This is a genomic window from Rhizobium sp. WYJ-E13, from assembly GCF_018987265.1.
Classification (GTDB): domain Bacteria; phylum Pseudomonadota; class Alphaproteobacteria; order Rhizobiales; family Rhizobiaceae; genus Rhizobium.
On record NZ_CP076853.1, the window covers coordinates 1,510,499 to 1,533,852 of the forward strand.

The following is a 23,354-nucleotide window of genomic DNA, read 5'->3' on the forward strand; positions in this document are numbered from 1 at the left end:
TGAGCCGGTAGTTTTCAAAGACAGCCGGTTACGCAACAGGGGGTGTGTGGCCCGCCGAACATCAGAAATGCAAGCGAAGAGTCGAATAGTGTCAAGGTCAATTTCCTCCGTATCATCGCCGCGGTCTGCCGGTTTCCTCGCAAAGGTGCTGACGATCCTTTCGATGGCGATCGCGATCGTCGCGGTCGACTCGGTCAATGCCGAAGCGGAAGCTGCAAATCCGAAATATGCCGGCATCGTTGTCGATGCCCGGACCGGGAATGTTCTCTACAGTGAGAATGCCGACCGTCTGCAATATCCGGCGTCGCTCACGAAGATGATGACGCTCTACATGACTTTCGAGGCCCTCGAGCAGGGCCGCATTCGCCTTGATACGCCTGTCCCCTTCTCCGCTCACGCCGCAGCCCAGGCGCCGACCAAGCTCGGCGTTCGCGCCGGCGGCACGATAACAGTCGAACAGGGCATCCTCGGCCTCGTGACGCTTTCGGCGAATGATGCGGCGACGGCGCTTGGCGAAATGCTCGGCGGTTCGGAAGATCGCTTCGCCCAGATGATGACCGCCAAAGCGCATGCGCTCGGCATGACGCGCACCACCTATCGCAACGCCAACGGCCTGCCGAACACCGCGCAGATGACGACGGCCCGCGACCAAGCCCGCCTCGGTATCGCCCTTCGCCAGCATTTCCCGCAATATTATGGTTATTTCAGTACGCGCGCCTTCAAGTTCGGCAATCGCGTGATCCGCAGCCATAACCGCCTCGTCGGTTCCGTCCGCGGTGTCGATGGCATCAAGACCGGTTACACCCGCGCTGCCGGCTTCAATCTGGTCAGTTCGCTGCAGGTCGATGGCAGGTCGATTGTCGGTGTGGTTCTTGGCGGGGCGTCCACCCCTGCCCGCGACGCGCAGATGCGCAAGCTGCTCGCAACCTATATGCCGAAGGCTTCCACCAGCGGCGGCACGCTCGTCGCCCAGTCGAAGCCGATGCCCGAGATGATCGAAACGCCTGCTCCGGTTTCTCCTGCCAAGGTTGCTCAGGTCGCGGAAAAGAAAACGATCGCCGCCAATCAGCTGCCAGTCGCAGCCGATCTTGGTCTGCCGCACAAGGGTCCGCTTCCGGACGCACGTTATCAGGCGGCAAGCACAGAGGTCGCCTACGCAGAGACATCGACACGCAAGACCGACAATCCGCTGGTAACGCAGCAGATGCCGTCTCCGACCAAGGTCAAGACCGTCGCGATCAAGCAGCAGGAACAGGCTTCCGTCGCCGTGCCGACACCTGCGCCCGCCTATATGCCGCCGGAACAGGGTGATACGTCAGTCGATGAACTGACGACAGCCTCTACAAAGCCTGCTCCTGCCAAAGAGATTGCCACCAGGGAAGTGCCGCAGCCATCGGGCTGGGTTGTCCAGATCGGCGTTTCCGCGAGCCGTGAATCGGCGATGGATCTTCTGCGGAGCGCAAAGGCCAAGGGCGGCAAGGCGCTGAGTTCCGCAAAGCCGTTCGCTATCGCCTATGCCAATGATGGCGATCAGGTCTTTCGCGCCCGCTTCGGCGGATTCGACGGCCAGCGTGATGCGGTCAACGCCTGCAAGGCTCTCAAGAAGGCCGGCGTCAAGTGCTGGGCGGCGGCTCAATGAGATATCGAGAGCAATTCCAGCAAAAGTGCTTGAACGTTTTGCGTCCGGAATTGCGTGAAAGCAAAGAGATAGAGCATTTTAGGGATTCGAGGAAAAACGGAAATGCTCTGGCGCTGCTTATGACTGATTTGGCGGCGCCCCTGCCTGCCGGCTGCGGTGTTCGCGCTGCCGGCAGTCGGTCCTAGTTCGGTTTGTATTGCGTACGAGGAAGATGATGTCGATCAACGAGAATGTTCCAAATGCGCCTGCAGGGCGCCGGGCGGTCAATAAGGGGCGCTCCGGCCTGCATCCGCTGCACGAAGCAGCACTCCGCCTCGCCGAAATCGGCCTGCAGCGCCCGAAGGCGAAATCGCCGAAGACGCGTGATCTTATCAACCTGCTGCTTTGTCACGGCGCGCGGGCCTGGCGCTATTCGCAGCCGGAAGCGCATATCCATTTGCACATCACTTCGCCCGATGGCACCTCGCCCGTCGTGCTGCGCCTGCGCTGAAGTGCTTTAGAGTAGGCCGAGTTCCAAAAGCTCGCGGCGAAGATCCGCGGGCAGTTCCGCAATGCCGGCGCCGAAACTGTCGAGATCGCGCGGCACATCCTCATCAGGATAATAACGCCAGCCCTGGAAGGCGCGCTTCGGCTGAACCGCAGTTTCGATTACCTCGGGGCCGAGCATCAGGTGGCAGCGCCCGATCCCCTCTCCGTCTGTAAACGTCTGGACGTCGAGAATCTTCTGCCGGGCCTGCACCTGCCCCTTGATCACCCAATAGAGAGAACCGCCGTCGAGCAGCTCTTCCACGCGTTTGGGCACCATGCGAGTCGTATGGACAGAATGTGGCTCTTGACCGGCGGCAATGGCGCGCAGCGAGCGCTCGGCCACCCATTCACGCAGATCTTCTATCGAGTCGCAGCCGACGCAGAGTTTGATGAGATTCAGTGCCATGCTGCCGTTGAAATCCTTTTGACCGGCAGCGTCAAGTAACAAGCGGGAAACGTCCACAAACTCAGCATTCGACGACGTTGACGGCAAGGCCGCCGGTCGAGGTTTCCTTGTATTTCTCGCTCATGTCGTAGCCGGTCTGGCGCATCGTCTCAATACAGGCATCGAGCGGCACGAAATGCTGGCCATCGCCCTTCACTGCGAGGGATGCGGCCGTGACCGCCTTCACGGCGCCGAGCGCATTGCGCTCGATGCAGGGAACCTGCACCAGGCCGGCGATCGGATCGCAGGTCATGCCGAGATGATGTTCGAGGGCGATTTCCGCGGCATTCTCGATCTGGGCCGGCGTGGCGCCCATGACCGCTGCGAGGCCGGCAGCTGCCATGGCGGCAGCCGAGCCGACCTCGCCCTGACAGCCGACTTCGGCGCCAGAGATCGACGCATTGTGCTTGATGATGCCACCGATCGCTGCTGCGGTCAGCAGATAGTCGTGAATGCCCTTCTGGTCCCAGTCTTCATGGAAATGCTCGTAATAACGGATTGTCGCGGGAATGACGCCGGCCGCGCCATTGGTCGGCGCGGTTACGACGCGCCCGCCCGCGGCATTCTCCTCGTTGACCGCCATCGCGTAGACGCTCAGCCAGTCATTGGCGAGCAGCGGGTTGACGCGGTTGCTGCGCCATTCCTCCTGCAGCTTGTCGTGAATATGCTTGGCGCGGCGCCTGACATGGAGGCCGCCGGGCATTATGCCCTCGACCTTCAGCCCGCGTTCGATGCAGGAGCGCATCGCTTCCCAGATGCGGTCGAGACCGGAATCAAGCTCCTCGCGGCTGCGCTGGCTTTCCTCGTTGGCGCGCTTCATCTGCGCGATCGACAGGCCGGCACGTTCGGCCATTTCCAACATCTGCTTGGCGCTGGCGAAGGGGTAAGGCACCTTGTAAGTGCCTTGCGACGCCTTCTTGCGCGCCCGCATCTGCTCCAGCTCCGTATCGGTGACGACGAAGCCACCGCCGACGGAATAATAGATGCGCTTGACGAGCAGCCGGCCGTCCTTGTCATAGGCGGAGAAGGTCATGCCATTGGCGTGGCCCGGCAGTGGCTGCTTCTTGTCGAAGATCAGGTCTGTTTTCGGCTGGAACTGATAGGTCTGATGTCCCTCAGGTTTGATCCGTCCGGCCTTCTCCACCTCGTCGATGATGACATCCATGCGATCAGGGTCGACCTTGTCGGGCGCTTCGCCCATCAGGCCGAGGATGACCGCCCTGCCCGTGCCGTGTCCGATACCCGTATGGGCGAGCGACCCGTGCAGGCTCACCTTGATGGCGGCCACCTGCGCGCCGGTGGAAGGGCGCGGCCATTCGTTGGACAGGATAAGCTCAAGGAACCGGTTGGCAGCCGTCATCGGCCCCATCGTATGCGAGCTCGACGGCCCGACACCGATCTTGAACACATCGAATACCGAAAGAAACATGGAGGCGCCTTCTAAACTTGACGATGCAGACTATACGAACCCGGTTCGGCATCCGCGTGGCGGACCGACATCGCCTAGAACCGGTGCGACATCCGGCTGGACACTAATTCGAAGCTGCCCGTCTTGCCAGTGATTCTCATCTTGCCGGTCATTGCAGCATTCGAATGCATCTGTAGAGTGGCCGCATTTCTACGGGAACTGACTCGCTGATGATGACGACGGCGGACTACATCGCGCTTGCCTTCTTTATCTTTATCTGGATGGGCTACTCCTGGCTGCTGCGCGGCCAGACCTTCTTCGGGCGCACGAGCCTGACCCATGCCATGGTGGAGCGGCGCCGTGAATGGATATATAATTCCCTGCGCCGCGACTTGAAGATGATCGACACCCAGATCATGGCCGGGCTGCAGAATGGCACGGCCTTTTTCGCCTCGACGTCCATCTTCGCGGTCGGCAGCTGTTTTGCGCTGCTCGGGGCGACGGAAAAGGTGGATGCGGTTTTCGCCGACCTTCCCTTTGTCTTCCATAGCGGGCATGCGGTCTTTGAGATGAAGGTCGGCGGCCTTGCCGCTTTGTTCGGCTACGCCTTCTTCAAGTTCGGCTGGGCTTATCGCCTCTTCAACTATTGCACCATCCTCTTCGGCGGCATTCCGATGGTGCATGACTCGGAGAAGGACATGATCGCTGCCGAGCGAGCGGCAGAGCGGGTCATCCGCATGAACGTCATCGCCGGCGGCCATTTCAACGAGGGGCTCAGGGCGATCTTCCTGTCGATCGGCTATCTCGGCTGGTTCATCAATCCCTATGTTTTTATGGGTACGACGGCGATCGTCGTCTTCGTTCTGACCCGTCGGCAGTTCTTCTCGGAAGCGCGCCTCGCCATCATGGACGCGAACCCGCCACCAAATCTCCACCTTTCTGCTGTTCAGCGCGACAGGCCGTCAGCGAGTGACGGTGATGAGCTGTCCGGGGGACTGTGAATGATAGTGTCGGCAACGGAAGCGGCGGCTCACGCAAAACCACCGCGTATCGGCCTCGTGGATACGGCGCGTGGTGCAGCACTGCTTGCTATGGCCTCCTACCACTTTAGTTGGGATCTGGAGTTCATGGGCTATCTTACGCCCGGAACGGCTGAAACTGGCTGGTTGAAGATCTATGCGCGGGCGATCGCCACAACGTTCCTCTTCATCGTCGGCGTCAGCCTTGTACTATCAAGCCGGCCGGAGATCCGCTGGCCGTCCTTCTGGAAGCGTTTCGGGATGATTGCCGCTGCCGCCGGGGTGATCTCAGCGGCCACGCTGTATCTGGTGCCCGGCGGATGGATCTATTTCGGCATCTTGCATTCCATCGCAGTCCTGAGCCTCATAGGCGTGGTCTTCCTGCGCCTGCCGTTGCCGGTGACGCTGCTCGTCACGCTGGCACTGTTCGTCGCTTGGATCACCGACACTTTCGTCATGCCCGGTATACTGGGTTCGCACCTGTTCGATCCGAGATATCTTGCCTGGCTCGGCTTTGCGGCCACGCCCGACCGGTCGAACGACTATGTGCCGCTCTTCCCCTGGGCGACGCCCTTCTTCTTGGGAATGAGCCTTGCGCGCCTCGCCTTCCGGACGAATCTGCCGCAGCGACTTGCCGCTCTTGGCACTGGCGGAACGTGGCTTGCGCGCCTCGGCCGCCACAGCCTTGCCTTCTATCTGATCCACCAGCCCGTGCTGATCGCCATCGCCTATGGCCTGACCTTCATCGTCGCGCCGCCGAAGCCTGATCCCGTCGTGACCTATCTGCGCCAGTGCAATACGTCCTGCTCGGTCGAACAGGGCGAAGCGCTTTGCCGCAGTTTCTGCCAGTGCACGCTCGATCAACTGCAGGCACAGCAGCTCTTCACGCCATTCCAGGCAGGCGAGGTCAAAGCGGATGATGAGCGGATTATGGCGCTCGCCAGCCAGTGCAGCGCCCAGATCGAACCGGCGCCGCAGCAATGATCAGCCAGTGATCAGACAATAATCAGGTGGTGACGCCGATCTCGGCGAGGCGGCCGAGGCAGGCCTCCTCGATATTGTCGAGCTCTGTGATCGTTTCGTCGATGTCCTTGCGCTTCTGGCGCAGCTCTTCCCGCTTTTCGTCCACACGCTTCATCAAAAGCTTGAGCTGGCCGAGTTCGCCCGGCGGCTCTTTGTAGACCTGAATGATTTCCCGGATTTCGGCGATGGTGAAGCCGATGCGCCGGCCACGCAGGATTTCCTGAATGAGGCGCCGGTCGGCAGGACGGAACAGCCGGGTGCGGCCGCGGCGCTCCGGATGAATCAAGCCCTCATCTTCATAGAAGCGAAGCGTACGCGTCGACACCCCGAATTCGCGCGTCAACTCCGTTATAGTATAGTATTTGTTCACTAGCATCTCATCCCCGTCGTCGATCTGACATAATATTGACTTTTACGTAATAGTCAATTTCTGCGCTTCAGATGCCGAACCACCATGTCGCTAGGCCGAGGAAGGCGAAAAAGCCGGTACAGTCGGTGACGGTCGTGACGAACACGGACGAAGCGATCGCCGGGTCCGCCCCCATCTTGTCGAGCAGCAGCGGCAGCAGGATACCGGCAAGAGCCGCCGCGATCAGATTGATGATCATGGCCGCGCCGATGACGGCGCCAAGCTGGTAATTGTGGAACCAGGTGCCGGCGATCATGCCCAGCAGCAAGGCGAAGAGCATTCCGTTCAGGATGCCGACACCGGCCTCCCTTCGGATGATCCGGCCGGCATTGTAGATATCGAGGTCGCGGGTCGCGAGCGCACGCACCGTCACCGTCATGGTCTGCGTGCCGGCATTGCCGCCCATGGAGGCAACGATCGGCATCAGCACCGCAAGCGCGATCATCTTTTCGATCGAACCGTCGAACAGCCCGATCACGCTGGCTGACAGCATCGCCGTGCCGAGATTGATCAAGAGCCAGAGGAAGCGCGAGCGCACGGTCGAAATGATGTTGTCGGACAGCTCTTCGTCGCCGACACCGCCGAGGCGCTTGATGTCCTCGTCCGCTTCTTCATGAATCACGTCGACCACGTCATCGATGGTGAGCACGCCGACGAGGCGTTCGTTCTCATCGACGACGGCCGCGGAGAGAAGGTCGTATTGTTCGAAGAGCTGGGCGGCCTCTTCCTGGTCCATCTCTGCGGGGATCGGATGATTGGTTTCCCGCATGATGGCTTCGATCTTCGTCTGCCGCTTGGTGCGCAGGATCTGGTCGAGATCGACGGCCCCGAGCAGTTTGAAGGTCGGATCGATGACGAAGATCTGCGAGAAGGAGTAAGGCAGGTCCTCTTCGTCGCGCATGTAGTCGATGGTCTGTCCGACTGTCCAGAATGGCGGCACGGCGACGAATTCCGTCTGCATGCGCCGGCCGGCCGAGCTTTCGGGATAATCGAGCGCGCGCCGAAGACGGACCCGCTCCGTAAACGGCAGCTGCGCGAGAATTTCTTCCCGGTCTTCCTGGTCGAGGTCTTCGAGAATGTAGACGGCATCGTCGGAATCCAGTTCGCCGATGGCTGCGGCAATCTGCTCGTTCGGCAGCTGATCGACGATCTCGCGGCGGATCGTCTCGTCCACCTCGGTCAGCGCCGTCATGTCGAAATCGTCGCCGAGCAGACGCACCATCGCCAGGCGCTGATCCGGCTGGATCGATTCCAGGAGGTCGCCTATTTCCGATTCGTGCAGGCGCGCGACGTTCTGGCGAAGAAACAGCGCGTCACGGTCGGCGATGGCTGCACCCAGCCGCGCCAGGAAATCGCTGCGCACATTGCCGTCTTCGTTATAAATATCGACGTCTTCGTCGGTCGGACGCTTGCGAATGCGGTCTTCGGTATCGGTCGTCGTCATATGCCGCCCTCGCATTTCTATCTGATTTCAAAGACTATCGAGCCGCATTCGAAAATGTCGGCTGAAAATGCATTGTCAACAAGCGGATAAGCGAATTCCGCCTTGGCCTTGCCGCTGCCGGAATCCTTGATCGACCAGCTAGCCGAAAGCATTTCTGCCGTAAAGCGCAAACCCGTGCTTTCTGATGACAATGCCTGTGGTCGGCTTTAAGCAATGCCAGCAAAAGTGTGTAGCGGTTTTGCGTCCGGCACCGCGTGACGAAAAACGGAGCATTTTCGCGCTTCGAAGAAAAGCGGAGATGCACCTGTTTCCGCCGCCATTTATCGAAAGGAAGCTTAGCCGTGCCGATCCGCCCGATTCTCCGCTATCCGCATCCCGGCCTGAAGACGGTCTGCACACCGGTAACCTCGTTCGATTCGGCCCTGTCAGAGCTCGCCGACGATTTGCTGCAGACGATGCGCGCAGCACCCGGTGTCGGCATTACCGCTGCCCATATCGGCGTCTTCCAGCGCCTGACCGTGCTGGAACTCGACAAGGCTTATGGCGTGCGCATTTGCGTCAATCCCGACATTATCTGGTTCTCGAACGAGACGATGGTTCATATGGAGGGCAGCGTGTCCATGCCCGGCGCCACGGATGAGGTCGTGCGCTCAAAGGCGATTCGCTTCCGCTATCAGGATCTCGAAGGCCAGCAGCACGAAGAAGAGGCATCGGACTTCCTCGCTGTCTGCATCCAGCATGAGGTCGATCAGCTCGACGGCATTTTCTGGCTGCAGCGCCTGTCGCGGCTGAAGCGTGACCGGCTGATCAGGAAATGGGAAAAGATGAAAGGCTGAGGCCTCGCCGCTGTCGGCCGAACCAATAGCAGCCTTCCGGCGTTTGCCCTGCAGACGGAAACCCGGAAGGAGACGGCAATGCCTGGAAAGAATGACAAGACCTCGCTTTCCCGCGAAGAGGATTACCGCGATTTCGAGGCACGCAACTTGGATGATGGCTGGCCCTACGCCGATGGCAACGGCGCCAAGGCCGCCGGCAGTCAAAACCGCCCCTATGGGGAAACCTCGGCCAATTTCGACAGCGACCGCAATAGCGGCTTCCGCATCGATGGCACGGACGAGGAAGGCAACGAAAACCGGCTCAAGGATTCGCTTGAGCCTGATACGATCGACCGAGATGAGAGCGACGAGCTCGAAGCCCGCGTCACCGAGAATCTGGAGAATATCCCCGACGTGGATGTCGACAGTGTCGAAGTTCACGCCGATGGCCATACCGTGACGCTGGAAGGTTCAGTTGAAACCATCGGCATCGCCCGCAAGGTCGAGCTGGGTGCCCTCTCCGTGGATGGTGTCCGTCGGGTGAGAAACCACCTGCGGATGACCGGCGTCGATGCCCACATCCCGAACGAGGATTAAGGCCAAAAGACACGAAATCGCCACATTTGAAAGCCGGAAAGCACTCCGCTTTCCGGCTTTCATGTCTCTAAGATTACAAATAGGTAATCAATTAGAGATTGTAGGATTATCATCCGGGTGAAAGCGCTGGAATCTCAGGCGATTAAGTGCGCCGGCTAAGGTAGCGCGCTACTCAAGAGCGTTGACAAACATGTGATTTCATTTGGACAAAACGTCGCAAGAGGGCTGTCATCTTTCTCACAAAATTGCCCGAATTGAGGAGCGGACTTGATCTCGCCGAGGGTTGGTTTTGCGTTGTTAAATTCAACAACAGATTGAGGAGATAGACCCATGCGCATGAAGTTCGCCGTCGCCGCCACCCTGTTTGCCGTCAGCATGGCAAGTGCCGCTTTTGCACAGCCGAAATATATGGACGACTATTCCAATGATGGTGACGGTCTCTATCCAACGCCGGTCGCGCCGGCAAAGCCCGTCCACTACCCAACGCATGCGACCCCCCCGGCCTATTCCAGCGACTATACGAATGACAGCGACGGTTTCGCACCCGTCGCGATGGCCAAGCCCGCGAAAGTCGACAACACGGCAACGGCGAGCATCAAGCCGCTTCCGGATTGCCACAGCATGATCGGCCCGAAGGGGTCGCACCAGAAGGGTGCCGATAGCGGCGCAAGCCGGACCGAAGCATGCCGCGCGATGCACTGACATGATCCGAGAAAGGGCCGGTTTCCGGCCCTTTTCTTTTGTAAATTCAATGTCCCACGCGGCGTAATCCACATCTCCCGCAAGCTTTTAAAAAAAACTGTCACATCGCGCTTGTGTCCGTCAGAGGCTTTTGCTACATGCTGCCTCGCCGACGCAAATCGGCCTACCACGATGCGGTCGTGGCGGAATTGGTAGACGCGCAGCGTTGAGGTCGCTGTGGGGCAACCCGTGGAAGTTCGAGTCTTCTCGACCGCACCAAAGAAACCCGCTTCGGCGGGTTTTTTCTTTTTGGCCAAGGGTTTAGTTCTCTGGTCTTAATCCGCCTGCCATAAGTCGCAATACCTTCGGCACACCTTCCTGCAGATCCCGCCCGTGCAGAGAGTGTAGCAGCCTGACTGTTCGGACTGCAATTCTGATGCGCAATCTCCTGCTTGACTTCCATCTTGAATTGAGAACATAAATGGAACGGTTAAGAGTCCAGGGGTGTTCATTCATGAAGATCATTTCGATCAGCAATTTTTGACGAGTCGCAAGACGGGTGACCGGTCGCCAGGTCGGTCACCGTAGGGGATAGAGCCGGCTCGAGGCAATCCAGCTTTTACACACCTTTGAACTCAAGCCGGATATTTCGGCTTAGCGCTTTCTGCTGTGATTGCGCGAGCGCACAGCTATCTGACGATTGGGGAATCGCATGACACCGGAAGATCGCGAGCGATACGTCAAAAGAGGCGTGAAGCTTGCCATTCTTGGAACGTTCATTTTCGCGATCTATCTCGTGGAGCGTTCCATCGGCGAGACTGAGACGGCGGCCTATAAGACGCTTGACGATTGTCTCAAGGATAGCAAGTTTGGTCCGGACGACTGCAAGAGCAGCTTCGAGACTGCCCGTGCCGAGCATCTGAAAAATGCGCCTTCCTATCAGAACCGCGAGGATTGCGAGGAGGAATTCGGCAACGGCCGCTGTGAACAGACAAGTTCAGCGCATGGTGGCGGTGCAGGACATTACAGCCCCTATCAATGGGGCTATCTCATCGGTCGAGCCGAAAAGAGCGTCAATGGCGTCTATTATCCGGCCGTACCGGCATCGGCGCTTTATGAAAGCAGCCATATCCCGGGCTTCGTGAATGCTGACGGCTGGTTGGTCACCAACAAAGTGGGGGGCTTCAAAATGACTTATGGCAATGGAGCGCTCATCAGTCCCGATGTCCGTACGACCACGCTTGCCCGCTCCGGTTTCGGTACGCGCCACGTTTCCGCTTCTTGAGGGGCTGAATATGAAGCGCATTGCAACAGGCGAAAGGCCGGACTGGACCCGCAAGGTGGAAGCGCTCGATTTCACCATTCACCATATGTATGGCGAGCCCTATTGGGATGAGCGTAACGCCTACCAGTTCACACTCGCTCAGATCGAAGACGATCTCGAAGACCCGACCAACGAGATCCTGCAGCTCTGCTATAAGGCGGTCGATTGCATCTGCGCCGATCCCGCATTGATGACGCGCATGGCGATCCCGGCCGAATTCCATGAGGCAATCCAGCGGTCGTGGAAATGGTCCGATCGCGATATCTACGGCCGCTTCGACCTGCGTTACGATGGCAAGGGTCCGGCAAAGCTGTTCGAATTCAATGCCGATACGCCGACTTCGCTTTTCGAAAGCGCCGTCATCCAGTGGGAATGGCTTGAGGACATGAAGCGACTTGGCCGGCTGAATGCCGATGCCGATCAGTTCAATTCGATCCACGAGCAGCTGATCGGCGCTTTCCAGTATTTCAAGAACTCCAGCGACAGCGGCGTCTTCCATTTCGGCTGCATCACCGACAATGAAGAAGATTATCTCACCACGAAATATTTGGCGGATGTCGCGTTTCAGGCGGGCTTCGAAGTCGTGCTGCTCGACATGAAGGAGATCGGTATCGATCCCGAAAACTGGTTCACCGATCTGGAGGACCGTCGAATGGAAAACCTCTTCAAGCTCTATCCGCTGGAATTTATGGTCCACGAGGATTTTGGCGCGCACCTCAGCTCCACGCTCACGAAGATCCACGAGCCCCTGTGGAAGATGACCCTGTCGAACAAGGGCCTCCTGCCCGTCCTCTGGGAAATGGCGCCCAACCATCCGAATCTTCTGCCGGCCTATTTTGCCGATGATCCGCGCGCCCAGCGGCTTGAAGATTCGGTTCGTAAGCCGTTGCTGTCGCGCGAAGGTGCAAATGTCACGCTGACATCGGAGGGAAAGACGATCGCGGTGGACGGCGAATATGGCGAAGAAGGCTATGTCGTGCAGGAGGCCTGCCTGCTTCCGCAATTCGGCGACGACTATGCCGTTATCGGTTCCTGGGTCGTAGCGGGCGAAGCCTGCGGCATCTGCATCCGCGAAGACAAATCGCCGATCACCCAGAACCTCTCCCGCTTCGTCCCGCATTTCATCATGGATTGATTGCGCGCGGGCTGCGTCTCCGAGACGGCTGCTCGCCGCAAAGAGCGATTGAATCCCTCTTCGCCCAAGTCCATATAGAAGCCCGCGCCCGCCCTCTCCTTTTGCGGATAGCGCCAAGGACTGCCATGCTACGCACCGATCTCGATTTCTCCATGCTCCCGAAACTTGGTTCGCGCCCCGTGCGCTGGCGCATTTCCGATGGGCTCGTTCCCTATGCGGAGGCGGTGGAGACGATGGAGCGGGAAGTGGCAGCGATTTCCGAAGGCGGCGACGAGCTCGTCTGGCTGCTGGAGCATCCGCCGCTTTATACGGCGGGTACCAGCGCCGATGCGAAAGATCTCGTCCAGCCCGATCGTTTCCCGGTCTTCGCGACGGGCCGCGGCGGCGAATATACCTATCACGGCCCCGGCCAACGCGTCGCCTATGTCATGCTCGATCTCAAGCGCCGCAGGCAGGATGTGCGCGCCTTCGTCGCGGCACTCGAAGAAGTCATCATCCGTACGCTCGATTCGATGAATGTGCGCGGCGAACGCCGCGAGGATCGCGTCGGCGTCTGGGTCCGCCGGCCGGAAAGGCCGCTGCTACCTGACGGCACCATGGCGGAAGACAAGATTGCCGCGCTCGGCATCCGCCTGCGCAAATGGGTGACCTTCCACGGCCTGTCGCTGAACGTCGATCCCGATCTCGATCATTTCAACGGCATCGTGCCCTGTGGCATCTCGGCCTATGGCGTCACCAGCCTCGTCGATCTCGGCTTGCTCGTAACGATGATCGATGCCGATATCCGCCTGCGCGCCGCGTTCGAAGAGATCTTCGGCGAAACCATCAACGATAGCGCACTCTGTCCCTGATTGCCGTTCTTGATTGCCCGGGCTTCCTGTGGTTGATGACATCATCCGCAAGAAGCTGCCATCATGTCCGAATCTCCCTCCACCCAGAATCCGCTCCAGGGCATGGCCATCATGGCCGGCGCCATGGCCATCCTGCCGACGATGGATGCGATCGCCAAATATATGGCGACCTTCGAGGGGATGTCGCCCGGACAGGTAACTTTCTACCGCTTCTTCTTCCAGCTCGTCTGCATCCTGCCGATCCTGTTTGCCATGTTCGGCATACAGGCGCTGTCGGCCAAGCGCCCATGGATGAACCTGCTGCGCGGCGCGCTGCATGGCGCGGCCAGCCTGCTCTTCTTCGTCGCGGTCAAATACATGCCGCTCGCCGACGTCTTCGCCATTTATTTCGTTGAGCCTTTCATGCTGACTGCACTTTCGGCGCTGTTCCTGGGAGACAAGGTCGGCTGGCGTCGTTGGATGGCGATCGTCGTTGGTTTTGGCGGTGCCATGATCGTTATTCAGCCGAGCTACGAGATCTTCGGCCTGAAGGCGCTGCTGCCGGTCTTCTGCGCCTTCCTCTTCTCGCTTTATCTTTTCCTTAATCGCGCCATCGGCGAGGCGGATTCGCCGCTGACGATGCAAACCATGTCCGGCATCGGCGGCACGATCTTCATGGCGGGCGCAATGTTTGTCGGAAGTGGCCTCGGCAGTGCCGACTTCACGCCCTCCCTGCCCGCCTCCTGGCTTGGCCTCGTCCTGCTGCTGATCCTCGGCACGATCTCAGGCTATGCACATATGCTGGTTGTTAAGGCTTTTCGCCTGGCGCCGCTGTCGCTGCTGGCGCCGTTCCAATATTTCGAGATCATTTCGGCGACCGTGCTCGGCTATGCCCTCTTCGGCGATTTTCCGAATGTTTCCAAATGGATCGGGATCGCCATCATCGTCGCATCGGGGCTTTTCATCATCTGGCGCGAGCGTTTGCAGGCGCGATCATTAAAATCCGCATGAAATGCCGCATCGAGGGTTAACCGTCCTTCTTGAGGGATCTTCAATTCGGCATCGATAAAACCACTTCCGACTTCATGATGAAGTCTGGAGATAAAACATGAGTGAGTTCCGTCTCGCTTTTCCGGCGTGCGTCGTCGCCGGGAAGCATCGGCTGACGGCCGAAGACATTGTCCTGCTGCGCAAACACACCTTTCCGGAGGGAATCCGGACATCCGATCATGTCGTGGTGATGTTGGCGCTCAATAGTTCCTGCCCCGAAAAATGCTCCGAATGGAATACGTTCTTCGTCGAGCAGCTGGCAGGCTTCATCGTCGATTACACTTATCCGCAGGGCTCACTGGACGAGATCAATGTCGCATGGATCATGCGCATGTTCACGACCGACGGCGTCGTCAATTCCGCGCTCGAGCTCGAGCTCATCCTGCATGTCATGGAACTCAGCGCCTATGTTCCCGATGAGCTGCGGGCGCTGGCGCTCGACCAGCTTCGCCTGGCGCTGTCAGAGGATATTGGTGGCTACAGGCTGACCCGCGCCACCGACCGTAGAAGCATCGCGCGCCAGGATGTCGACTATGTCATGCGGATTCTGAGAAGCGTCAGCGAAGGCGGTATCATCGGCGTTTCTCCGGTGGAATACGGAGTCCTGCAGCGTATCGAGGCAGCAACCCAGCCCGGCGCCAATCACCAGCGCTGGGGCGAGATCATGGCTGCCGTCGAGCTCAGGGACTATGCCGAACCCAGACGGAGCCGTTGGCTGCGCATCATCGATGAAGAGCCGGTCGTCGAAGCTGTCGTTGCCTGATCTGCCGTGATCCGTCAGCCCGATTGTGCGTTCCGGCTTTTTATGCGTAAAACTCCGGAACGCATTTCCTGGGTGGAGTCTCGATGTTCAAGAAAATCCTGATCGCGAATCGCGGCGAGATTGCCTGCCGCGTGATCAAAACTGCGCGCCGTATGGGCATTGCCACCGTTGCGGTCTATTCGGATGCCGATCGGGATGCCCTGCATGTCGAAATGGCCGATGAGGCCGTCCATATAGGCCCTGCCCCGGCTGCCGAAAGCTATCTCGTCGCCGAGAAGATCATTGCTGCCTGCAAGGAGACCGGTGCTGAAGCCGTGCACCCCGGTTATGGCTTCCTGTCGGAACGCGCCTCCTTCTGCGAGGCGCTGGAAAAGCAAGGCATCATCTTCATCGGCCCGAAGCCCAAAGCCATCATGGCGATGGGCGACAAGATCGAATCGAAGAAATTCGCCAATGCCGCCAAGGTCTCGACGGTGCCGGGATACCTCGGTGTGATCGAAGACGCCGCACATGCCGAAAAGATTGCAGCCGAAATCGGCTATCCCGTGATGATCAAGGCATCGGCCGGCGGTGGCGGCAAGGGCATGCGCATTGCCTGGACGCAAGCGGAAGTGCGCGACGGTTTCGACCGCGCCCGCTCGGAAGCCAAAAGCTCCTTCGGTGACGACCGCGTGTTTATCGAAAAATATGTGGTCGATCCGCGTCATATCGAAATCCAGGTGCTGGCGGACGCCCACGGCAGTGTCGTTTATCTCGGCGAGCGCGAATGCTCGATCCAGCGCCGGAACCAGAAGGTTGTCGAAGAGGCACCCTCGCCTTTCCTCGACGAGAAGACTCGGGCCGCCATGGGCGAACAGTCGGTGGCGTTGGCAAAGGCTGTCGACTATCAGAGCGCCGGCACGGTGGAGTTCATCGTGGATCGTGATCGCAATTTCTATTTCCTCGAAATGAACACCCGCCTGCAGGTCGAGCATCCTGTGACGGAACTCGTGACCGGCATCGACCTCGTCGAGCAGATGATCCGTGTCGCCGCCGGTGAAAAGCTGCCCTTCGCCCAGAAGGACATCAAGCTGAACGGCTGGGCGGTCGAAAGCCGCCTCTATGCCGAAGATCCCTACCGCAACTTCCTGCCCTCGATCGGCCGCCTGACGCGCTATCGGCCGCCGGCAGAGGGCCGCACTGGCGACGTGATCATCCGCAACGATACCGGCGTCTTCGAAGGTGCCGAAATCTCCATGTATTACGACCCGATGATCGCCAAGCTTTGCACCTGGGCGCCGAGCCGTCTGCAGGCGGTGGAGGCCATGGGACAGGCGCTCGACGCTTTCGTCGTCGATGGCATCGAGCACAACGTTCCCTTTCTCTCGGCGCTCATGAAACATCCGCGCTGGCGCGAAGGGCGTCTCTCCACCGGCTTCATATCAGAGGAATATCCCGAGGGCTTTGCGCCGATGGCGCCGGACGCCTCCGAGGAGGCAGCCCTTGCTGCCATCGCGCTGTCGGCGTCCCTGGTCGATGCTATCAGGCGCGAAGGCTTCGCAGATCGCCTGCGCCACCCGAGCGGCCCGCTGCGCGAAGAATGGGTCGTCAAGCTCGGCGGCAATTACGTGCCAGTGAAACTGGTCGATGGCCTCGTCACCATTCCCTTTGAAATGGAAATGGAAGTCGGCGGCCGCATGGAAACCGTTGTCACCGATTGGAGACCAGGCGATCCGGTCTGGCGCGGCAGGATCGCCAGTCGGCAGGTGACGGCGCAGATCCGCCCTGTTCTCAACGGCCTGCGCATCGACTGGCAGGGTCTATCGGTCAGGGCGCGCGTCTTTACGCCCCGCCATGCCGAGCTCGATCGCCTGATGCCCGTCAAGCTGCCGCCCGATACCTCCAAGCTGCTGCTCTGCCCCATGCCGGGCCTTGTCGTCTCGATTGCCGTATCTGAGGGCCAGGAGGTCAAGGCGGGCGAAACGCTTGCCGTCGTTGAAGCGATGAAGATGGAAAACGTGCTGCGCGCCGAGCGTGATCTCGTCGTCGGCAGGATCAAGGCCGCTCCCGGCGAGAGCCTGGCGGTCGATGCCGTCATCATGGAATTCGCCTGAGGCGAAGCCGATTTTCAGGAGGCGCTCAAGGTCTTTTTCCGCTTGAGCCATCCTCGCTGAGCGTGCAAGAGTCCGCCACGCAAATCACGAGGAGATCGAAGATGGATGTTCGCGCCGCCGTTGCCGTTCAGGCAGGAAAACCGCTTGAGGTCATGACCGTTCAGCTGGAAGGCCCCAAGGCCGGCGAAGTGCTGGTCGAGGTCAAGGCGACGGGCATCTGCCACACCGATGATTTCACCCTTTCCGGCGCCGACCCGGAAGGCCTCTTCCCGGCGATCCTCGGCCATGAGGGTGCCGGCATCGTCATCGATGTAGGTCCCGGCGTCACCTCGTTGAAAAAGGGCGACCACGTCATTCCGCTCTACACGCCGGAATGCCGCGAGTGCTATTCCTGTACCTCGCGCAAGACCAATCTCTGCACCTCGATCCGCGCGACCCAGGGCCAGGGCGTGATGCCCGATGGTACCTCGCGCTTCTCGATCGGCAAGGACAAGATCCACCATTACATGGGCTGCTCGACTTTCGCCAACTTCACCGTTCTGCCGGAAATCGCGCTGGCCAAGATCAATCCCGACGCCCCCTTCGACAAGGTCTGCTATATCGGCTGCGGCGTGACGACCGGCATCGGCGCCGTCATCAATACCGCCAAGGTCGAGATCGGCTCGACTGCCATCGTCTTCGGTCTCGGCGGCATTGGCCTGAACGTTCTACAGGGCTTGCGTCTTGCCGGTGCCGACATGATCATCGGTGTCGATATCAACCCCGACCGCAAGGCATGGGGCGAAAAATTCGGCATGACGCATTTCGTCAACCCGAAGGAGGTTGGCGACGACATTGTGCCCTATCTCGTCAATATGACGAAGCGCCATGGCGACCTGATCGGCGGCGCCGATTACACCTTCGACTGCACCGGCAATACCAAGGTCATGCGCCAGGCGCTGGAATCCAGCCACCGCGGCTGGGGCAAGTCCATCATCATCGGCGTTGCCGGCGCCGGCCAGGAGATTTCGACGCGTCCCTTCCAGCTGGTCACCGGCCGTAACTGGATGGGCACGGCCTTCGGCGGCGCTCGTGGCCGCACCGACGTGCCGAAGATCGTCGACTGGTACATGGAGGGCAAGATCCAGATCGACCCGATGATCACCCACACGATGCCGCTCGAAGACATCAACAAGGGCTTCGATCTCATGCATAAGGGTGAAAGCATCCGCGGCGTCGTGGTCTACTGATGGCCGCAATTGCCTACAAGGTTGACCTCAAGGGTCTCGATGAGCTCTCCGCGCGGGAGCTCTACGACCTCTTGAGGATGCGTGTCGACGTCTTCGTCGTCGAGCAGAACTGCCCTTACCCCGAACTGGACGGCAAGGACATCGACGCCCTGCATCTGCGACTGCTGGATGACGGCGAACTGCTCGGCTCTACGCGGCTCCTGAAGCCATACAGGGCGCAGGATCCGGTAAAGATCGGCCGCGTCGTCGTCTCGCCCACCCACCGGGGCAAGCGGCTCGGCGATGCGCTGATGACTGAATCGATCGCCGTCTGCGAGCGGCTTTGTCCGGGAAATCCTATTGCCCTGTCGGCGCAGGCGCATCTGCGCCGCTTCTACGAATCCTTCGGTTTCGTGAAAACCTCGGAGGAATATCTGGAAGACGGTATTCCCCATATCGACATGGTCCGCCAGCCAGCCACCCAGCCGGCGTGAGGATATCGCCATGATCTATGTCGATGCGGATGCCTGCCCCGTCAAACCCGAAATCCTGAAAGTCGCTGAACGCCTCGGCATGGAAGTGACCTTCGTCGCCAATTCCGGCCTTCGCCCATCGCGCGATCCGATGGTGCGCAACGTCATCGTCTCCAACGCCTTCGACGCTGCCGACAATTGGATTGCCGATAATACCGGCCCGACAGATGTGGTCGTCACCGCCGATGTGCCGCTTGCAGTCCGCTGCGTCGCCAAGGGCTCCTTCGTGACAGGTCCGACAGGTCGCGTCTTTGACGAGACCAATATCGGCATGGCGAGCGCCATGCGCGATCTCGGCGCCCATCTGCGAGAGACCGGCGAGAGCAAGGGCTACAATGCGGCTTTCAGCCCCAAGGATCGTTCGCGTTTCCTCGAAACCTTCGATCGTCTCTGCCGCCGCGCGAAGAACGCCTGATTGCCGCTCCGGAATCGGGTGGCATGGCAGCTATGCCAATTCCTAACTTGAAGTCAGCCGTTCCCTCGTCCATATCGAATGTGACGCAGACGACTGCGGCGCTCGGGTCTGCCCGGGTCGCAAAAGTCGCGGGGACGGCCTCGCTCTTGATATGGAGAGTATGATGGCCTGGTTTCTGCTTTTTCTCGCTGGCCTTTTTGAATGCGGTTGGGCAATCGGTCTGAAATATACCGATGGCTTCACCCGTCCGATGCCGACGATCCTCACGGTCATTTCCATGGTGGTGAGCGTCATCCTGCTCGGTCTCGCCGTCAAGACTTTGCCGATCGGCACGGCTTACGCGATCTGGACCGGCATCGGCACGGTCGGCACGGTGCTGCTCGGCGTCTGGCTTCTGGGGGACGCGGCAAGCGCCTCGCGCCTGATCTGCATAACGCTGATCGTCGCCGGCATTGCCGGCCTCAAGCTGACGGTCTGAAATAGAAATATCTCAAATGAAGAAGAGGCTGCGGGCGATAAACCCGCAGCCTTTTTGCTAGAGCGCCGTGCGTCCATTTGGACGCACAAAGGACGCTCTACCTCTTTGAATCTACGTGGTCGCGTTTCTGTTGTCGACGGACAACGCGCCGGCGCCGGCAAAGAACAGGTACAGGAAGATGAAGCAGAACAGGATTGCGGCATCGCCCTGGTTGAGAGCCGGGAAGAAGCTGTGCGGCATATGCGCCATGAAATAGGCGATCGCCATTTCACCCGCCAGCAGGAAGGCCACCGGCCGTGTCGCAAAGCCGATGAGGATGAGGATGCCGCCGAAGGTTTCCAGCAGTGCCGCAATCAGGAACAGAGTGGAAAGCGGGCCATCGCCCTGCGCGGCCGGGAAGCCGAAAAGCTTCATCGTGCCGTGTTCGATGAACAGAAGCGCAGTCATGATTCTGAGAGCGGCCAAACCATAGGGGCGGTAGGCGGATAGACGCTCGAAAGTTGACATAAAGACTCTCCTTAAGGGTGTGCTGCCGAGCGTTACCGCGTCTCTAACAGGGATTGAAGACACGTTTGCTGACAGGTGTTCACAACTTCGACAGTGGATAAACACCTGAAGAGCCTCTTTTATTCGATCATAGCGGGATGTTGTCGTGCTTCTTCCAGGGATTGCTGAGATCCTTGTTCTTCAGCATCCTGAGCCCTCGCGCCAGCCGCCGCCGCGTCGAATGCGGCATGATCACCTCATCAATATAGCCGCGCTCGGCCGCGACGAAGGGCGACAGGAAGCGATCCTCATACATCTTCGTATGCGCCGCAATCTTTTCGGGATCGGCGATGTCCTTGCGGAAGATGATCTCCACCGCCCCCTTGGCGCCCATGACGGCGATCTGCGCCGTCGGCCAGGCATAGTTGAGATCGCCGCGCAGATGTTTCGACGCCATCACGTCATAGGCGCCGCCGAAGGCTTTACGGGTGATGACCGTCAGCTTCGGCACCGTCGCCTCGGCATAGGCAAAGAGCAGCTTCGCCCCGTGCTTGATCAGCCCGCCATATTCCTGCGCAGTACCAGGCAGGAAGCCCGGCACATCGACGAAGGTGACGATCGGAATATTGAAGCAGTCGCAGAAGCGCACGAAACGCGCCGCCTTGCGCGAAGCATCGCTGTCGAGCACGCCGGCAAGCACCATCGGCTGATTGGCAACGAAGCCGACCGTCGAGCCCTCGATACGCCCGAAACCGCAGACGATATTCTTGGCAAAGCTCGCCTGGATCTCGAAGAAATCCCCCTCGTCCGCCACCTTCTGGATCAGTTCCTTGATGTCGTAGGGCTTGTTCGCATTGGCGGGGATCAGCGTGTCCAGCGAATTGTCCGCGTCGGTCACCGACTGGTAACATTCGATTTCCGGTACCGGCGACGTGTTCGACTGCGGCAGAAAATCGATGAGCCGGCGCACTTGCAACAGCGTATCGACATCGTTGTCATAGGCGCCGTCGGCGATCGAGGAGCGCGTGGTATGCACGCTCGCGCCACCAAGCTCCTCGGCAGTAACCGTCTCGTTGGTGACGGTCTTCACTACATCGGGACCGGTCACGAACATGTAGGACGTATCGCGCACCATGAAGATGAAATCGGTCATGGCGGGCGAATAGACGTCGCCGCCGGCGCACGGCCCCATGATGACCGAGATCTGCGGAATGACGCCGGAGGCCAGCACATTGCGCTGGAAGACCTCGGCATAACCGCCGAGTGCTGCAACACCCTCCTGAATACGCGCGCCGCCCGCATCATAGATGCCAATGATCGGCGCGCGGTTCTTCAGCGCCATGTCCTGCACCTTGATGATCTTCTCGGCATGGGCTTCCGAGAGCGAACCGCCGAAGACGGTAAAATCCTTGGCGAAGACGAAGACCGTGCGGCCGTTGACCGTGCCCCAGCCCGTCACCACGCCGTCGCCGGCAATGCGGCTCTTGTCCATGCCGAAATCGGTGGAGCGGTGCTCGACGAACATGTCGAACTCCTCGAAGGAGCCTTCGTCGAGGAAGAGATCGATGCGTTCGCGCGCCGTCAGCTTACCGCGCTGGTGCTGCGCGTCGATGCGCATCTGTCCGCCGCCCAGGCGAGCAATACCGCGGCGGCGTTCGAGCTCTTCCAGAATATCCTTCATGATCTCCCCTCGCCGCATTCTGCGGTCTTTCGTAAAAGCTACCGTCCGCTGAGTGCGAAGGCGGAGCGTACGCGCGCCGCGATATCTTCCGCCAGAATGTCGTCGGCCAGGTTCGGGTCGGCGGTCATGCTTGTGACTTCGAAGGAGGTGACGGCGATGACCGATCCATCCTCCACGGATGCGGCATCGACGCTGACCTTTGCGACATTGCGGTCTTTCTGAAAGCCGAGACCCTTCGTGACGGAAACAATGCGAATCGTCAGCACCACGCGTGGCAATTCCGTTGTGCGAACCGTCGCGCGAATGGCGGCGTTGACGCGATCGCTGATGCCGGAAAGCAGTTCCCCCGACATGGTCGTGCTTGACAGCACGACGGCACTGCGCACGTCATAGACAGGCTTTTCCTGCTTCTTCGGCATGAGACTGGCGCAGGCCGTCAGCGCCGCGCAAACAAGCGCTATCAGGCAAAATCTCGACCTCAGCCAGTTCATTCCAAATTCCCGCAAAAACCCCGTCCAGAGTCGCAGATTTCGTCATAAAGCCCATGAAGGCAATATGATTCAGGCCCTTAGCGCGAAAAAAACATCGGTCGCCGCCTTGAAATCTTCAAAACGCTTGGCGCGGCGCTGTTCGGCTTCCTCGTCGCTCCCCCAGTGTTCGATGGTCCAGTCTTCGTCGAGATGGGCGAGCGACCAGGCTTCTTCAGGCGTGGTCTGTCCTTCAGCGATCGCGAGCGCCAGGAGCGCCGAACCGGTCAGCGTTGTCACCGTATGGAGAGCTGCAAGTTCGAGTGCGCTATCGTGCCGGCGCAGCGCCGAACCGAAGGCGGCGATCGCCTCGCGTGGCTGCTCGTGATGCATGACGCCTTCGACGAGGATGAAGCGCGCACCGAAATCGGCTGCGGCCCAGTCGAGTACCGGATCCCAGCGCTCGGTCTGCCGCTCTACCAGTTCTTGCGGACTATCGGCGCGATAGCAGAGCAGGTCGCTCGAGGAGAAGCGCAGGATGTCTTCGAAGACGGCCTGCGTGTCAGTCGCCACGCCATCGATTGCCGTATTAACGAGGCGCGTGACCGGCATCAGCGAGGGGTCGATCACCTCTGCCTGTGCATCCCATTCGGTCGCGACAAGCTTTGCCAGCGCCTCATTCGGCACGGCCAGCACTTGCCTTGCCGGTGTGCGTACGGCCTTGCCATCGAGCGCAATGGCGAAGCCTTCCTCATGCGGAGCGACGGAAACCGTCTGATAGAAACGCTTCGGCAGCGGTTTCTTCATCTGGATCTGCGCGCGGCGGACTGGATCGGGATGGCTCAGATCTTCGGAAAGGTCGTTCAGCAGGTCGCGCATGGGC

25 protein-coding genes and 1 tRNA gene are annotated in these 23,354 nt (G+C 59.7%); 18 read left to right on the forward strand and 8 right to left on the reverse strand.

Annotated elements, in window-relative coordinates; all coding sequences use genetic code 11:
- Positions 1 to 67 precede the first annotated feature (67 nt).
- Both KQ933_RS07575 and KQ933_RS07580 read left to right on the forward strand, forming a co-directional pair.
- On the forward strand, positions 68 to 1,639 hold the full coding sequence (locus KQ933_RS07575) for a serine hydrolase (protein WP_216758091.1): 1,572 nt from the start codon (positions 68 to 70) through the stop codon (positions 1,637 to 1,639).
- 214 nt (positions 1,640 to 1,853) lie between these two features.
- Positions 1,854 to 2,129 (forward strand): hypothetical protein, encoded by a 276-nt coding sequence (locus KQ933_RS07580; protein ID WP_216758093.1) that lies wholly within the window; start codon positions 1,854 to 1,856, stop codon positions 2,127 to 2,129.
- A 6-nt stretch (positions 2,130 to 2,135) separates the two neighbouring features.
- Here the strand turns inward: KQ933_RS07580 and KQ933_RS07585 are convergent, their stop codons facing one another.
- Together KQ933_RS07585 and KQ933_RS07590 are read right to left on the reverse strand one after the other, a co-directional pair.
- Complete coding sequence (locus tag KQ933_RS07585) at positions 2,136 to 2,573, reverse strand: DUF1489 family protein (protein ID WP_216758095.1); 438 nt, start codon at positions 2,571 to 2,573, stop codon at positions 2,136 to 2,138.
- A 61-nt stretch (positions 2,574 to 2,634) separates the two neighbouring features.
- On the reverse strand, positions 2,635 to 4,041 hold the full coding sequence (locus tag KQ933_RS07590) for an L-serine ammonia-lyase (protein WP_216758096.1): 1,407 nt from the start codon (positions 4,039 to 4,041) through the stop codon (positions 2,635 to 2,637).
- A gap of 212 nt (positions 4,042 to 4,253) precedes the next feature.
- On the opposite strand from KQ933_RS07590, the gene KQ933_RS07595 reads away from it, so the two are divergent.
- Both KQ933_RS07595 and KQ933_RS07600 read left to right on the forward strand, forming a co-directional pair.
- Positions 4,254 to 5,021 (forward strand): DUF599 domain-containing protein, encoded by a 768-nt coding sequence (locus tag KQ933_RS07595; RefSeq protein WP_183735108.1) that lies wholly within the window; start codon positions 4,254 to 4,256, stop codon positions 5,019 to 5,021.
- Positions 5,022 to 6,023, forward strand: coding sequence for a heparan-alpha-glucosaminide N-acetyltransferase (locus KQ933_RS07600; protein WP_216758098.1), 1,002 nt, complete (start codon positions 5,022 to 5,024; stop codon positions 6,021 to 6,023).
- A 22-nt stretch (positions 6,024 to 6,045) separates the two neighbouring features.
- Here the strand turns inward: KQ933_RS07600 and KQ933_RS07605 are convergent, their stop codons facing one another.
- Together KQ933_RS07605 and mgtE are read right to left on the reverse strand one after the other, a co-directional pair.
- Positions 6,046 to 6,438, reverse strand: a complete 393-nt coding sequence (locus KQ933_RS07605) for a MerR family DNA-binding transcriptional regulator (RefSeq protein WP_183735014.1) — start codon at positions 6,436 to 6,438, stop codon at positions 6,046 to 6,048.
- Positions 6,439 to 6,499: 61 nt separating this feature from the next.
- Positions 6,500 to 7,915: a magnesium transporter gene (mgtE, locus tag KQ933_RS07610; RefSeq protein WP_216758099.1), complete on the reverse strand. Its 1,416-nt coding sequence runs from the start codon at positions 7,913 to 7,915 to the stop codon at positions 6,500 to 6,502.
- Between the two features lie 341 nt (positions 7,916 to 8,256).
- On the opposite strand from mgtE, the gene KQ933_RS07615 reads away from it, so the two are divergent.
- The 14 genes from KQ933_RS07615 to sugE all read left to right on the forward strand — a co-directional run bounded on the left by KQ933_RS07615 (position 8,257) and on the right by sugE (position 19,837).
- Complete coding sequence (locus tag KQ933_RS07615; RefSeq protein WP_216758101.1) at positions 8,257 to 8,751, forward strand: peptide deformylase; 495 nt, start codon at positions 8,257 to 8,259, stop codon at positions 8,749 to 8,751.
- A 78-nt stretch (positions 8,752 to 8,829) separates the two neighbouring features.
- Entirely contained in the window at positions 8,830 to 9,327 is a 498-nt protein-coding gene (locus tag KQ933_RS07620) for a BON domain-containing protein (protein WP_216758103.1), read from the forward strand.
- A 330-nt stretch (positions 9,328 to 9,657) separates the two neighbouring features.
- The gene (locus tag KQ933_RS07625; RefSeq protein WP_216758105.1) at positions 9,658 to 10,029 is read left to right on the forward strand and encodes a hypothetical protein; all 372 of its coding nucleotides are present in this window, start codon (positions 9,658 to 9,660) and stop codon (positions 10,027 to 10,029) included.
- A 173-nt stretch (positions 10,030 to 10,202) separates the two neighbouring features.
- A tRNA-Leu gene (locus KQ933_RS07630) sits at positions 10,203 to 10,287 on the forward strand.
- 433 nt (positions 10,288 to 10,720) lie between these two features.
- A complete protein-coding gene (locus tag KQ933_RS07635) occupies positions 10,721 to 11,293 on the forward strand; it encodes a DUF1190 domain-containing protein (RefSeq protein ID WP_216758106.1) in 573 nt (190 codons plus the stop codon).
- 10 nt (positions 11,294 to 11,303) lie between these two features.
- Positions 11,304 to 12,467: a glutathionylspermidine synthase family protein gene (locus KQ933_RS07640; RefSeq protein ID WP_216758111.1), complete on the forward strand. Its 1,164-nt coding sequence runs from the start codon at positions 11,304 to 11,306 to the stop codon at positions 12,465 to 12,467.
- A gap of 125 nt (positions 12,468 to 12,592) precedes the next feature.
- Complete coding sequence (gene lipB / locus KQ933_RS07645; RefSeq protein WP_216758113.1) at positions 12,593 to 13,318, forward strand: lipoyl(octanoyl) transferase LipB; 726 nt, start codon at positions 12,593 to 12,595, stop codon at positions 13,316 to 13,318.
- A gap of 63 nt (positions 13,319 to 13,381) precedes the next feature.
- Positions 13,382 to 14,308 carry a DMT family transporter gene (locus KQ933_RS07650; protein ID WP_216758114.1) on the forward strand — a complete coding sequence of 309 codons (927 nt, stop codon included), beginning with the start codon at positions 13,382 to 13,384 and terminating at the stop codon, positions 14,306 to 14,308.
- A gap of 97 nt (positions 14,309 to 14,405) precedes the next feature.
- Complete coding sequence (locus KQ933_RS07655) at positions 14,406 to 15,110, forward strand: hypothetical protein (RefSeq protein ID WP_216758115.1); 705 nt, start codon at positions 14,406 to 14,408, stop codon at positions 15,108 to 15,110.
- Positions 15,111 to 15,193: 83 nt separating this feature from the next.
- On the forward strand, positions 15,194 to 17,203 hold the full coding sequence (locus KQ933_RS07660) for an acetyl/propionyl/methylcrotonyl-CoA carboxylase subunit alpha (RefSeq protein WP_216758116.1): 2,010 nt from the start codon (positions 15,194 to 15,196) through the stop codon (positions 17,201 to 17,203).
- Between the two features lie 101 nt (positions 17,204 to 17,304).
- Positions 17,305 to 18,432, forward strand: coding sequence for an S-(hydroxymethyl)glutathione dehydrogenase/class III alcohol dehydrogenase (locus tag KQ933_RS07665; protein WP_216758118.1), 1,128 nt, complete (start codon positions 17,305 to 17,307; stop codon positions 18,430 to 18,432).
- The gene (locus KQ933_RS07670) at positions 18,432 to 18,905 is read left to right on the forward strand and encodes a GNAT family N-acetyltransferase (RefSeq protein ID WP_216758120.1); all 474 of its coding nucleotides are present in this window, start codon (positions 18,432 to 18,434) and stop codon (positions 18,903 to 18,905) included. The genes KQ933_RS07665 and KQ933_RS07670 overlap by 1 nt, the downstream gene beginning before the upstream one ends.
- A gap of 10 nt (positions 18,906 to 18,915) precedes the next feature.
- Positions 18,916 to 19,359: a YaiI/YqxD family protein gene (locus tag KQ933_RS07675; protein ID WP_183804710.1), complete on the forward strand. Its 444-nt coding sequence runs from the start codon at positions 18,916 to 18,918 to the stop codon at positions 19,357 to 19,359.
- Between the two features lie 163 nt (positions 19,360 to 19,522).
- Entirely contained in the window at positions 19,523 to 19,837 is a 315-nt protein-coding gene (gene sugE / locus KQ933_RS07680) for a quaternary ammonium compound efflux SMR transporter SugE (protein ID WP_216758121.1), read from the forward strand.
- A gap of 111 nt (positions 19,838 to 19,948) precedes the next feature.
- Here the strand turns inward: sugE and KQ933_RS07685 are convergent, their stop codons facing one another.
- The 4 genes from KQ933_RS07685 to KQ933_RS07700 form a co-directional block, all read right to left on the reverse strand.
- On the reverse strand, positions 19,949 to 20,344 hold the full coding sequence (locus KQ933_RS07685; protein ID WP_216758123.1) for a DoxX family protein: 396 nt from the start codon (positions 20,342 to 20,344) through the stop codon (positions 19,949 to 19,951).
- Positions 20,345 to 20,471: 127 nt separating this feature from the next.
- Positions 20,472 to 22,004 (reverse strand): acyl-CoA carboxylase subunit beta, encoded by a 1,533-nt coding sequence (locus KQ933_RS07690; RefSeq protein WP_216758124.1) that lies wholly within the window; start codon positions 22,002 to 22,004, stop codon positions 20,472 to 20,474.
- A 38-nt stretch (positions 22,005 to 22,042) separates the two neighbouring features.
- Positions 22,043 to 22,495 (reverse strand): hypothetical protein, encoded by a 453-nt coding sequence (locus KQ933_RS07695; protein ID WP_216758126.1) that lies wholly within the window; start codon positions 22,493 to 22,495, stop codon positions 22,043 to 22,045.
- Positions 22,496 to 22,564: 69 nt separating this feature from the next.
- Positions 22,565 to 23,350, reverse strand: coding sequence for an ATP12 family chaperone protein (locus KQ933_RS07700; RefSeq protein WP_216758127.1), 786 nt, complete (start codon positions 23,348 to 23,350; stop codon positions 22,565 to 22,567).
- Positions 23,351 to 23,354 lie beyond the last annotated feature (4 nt).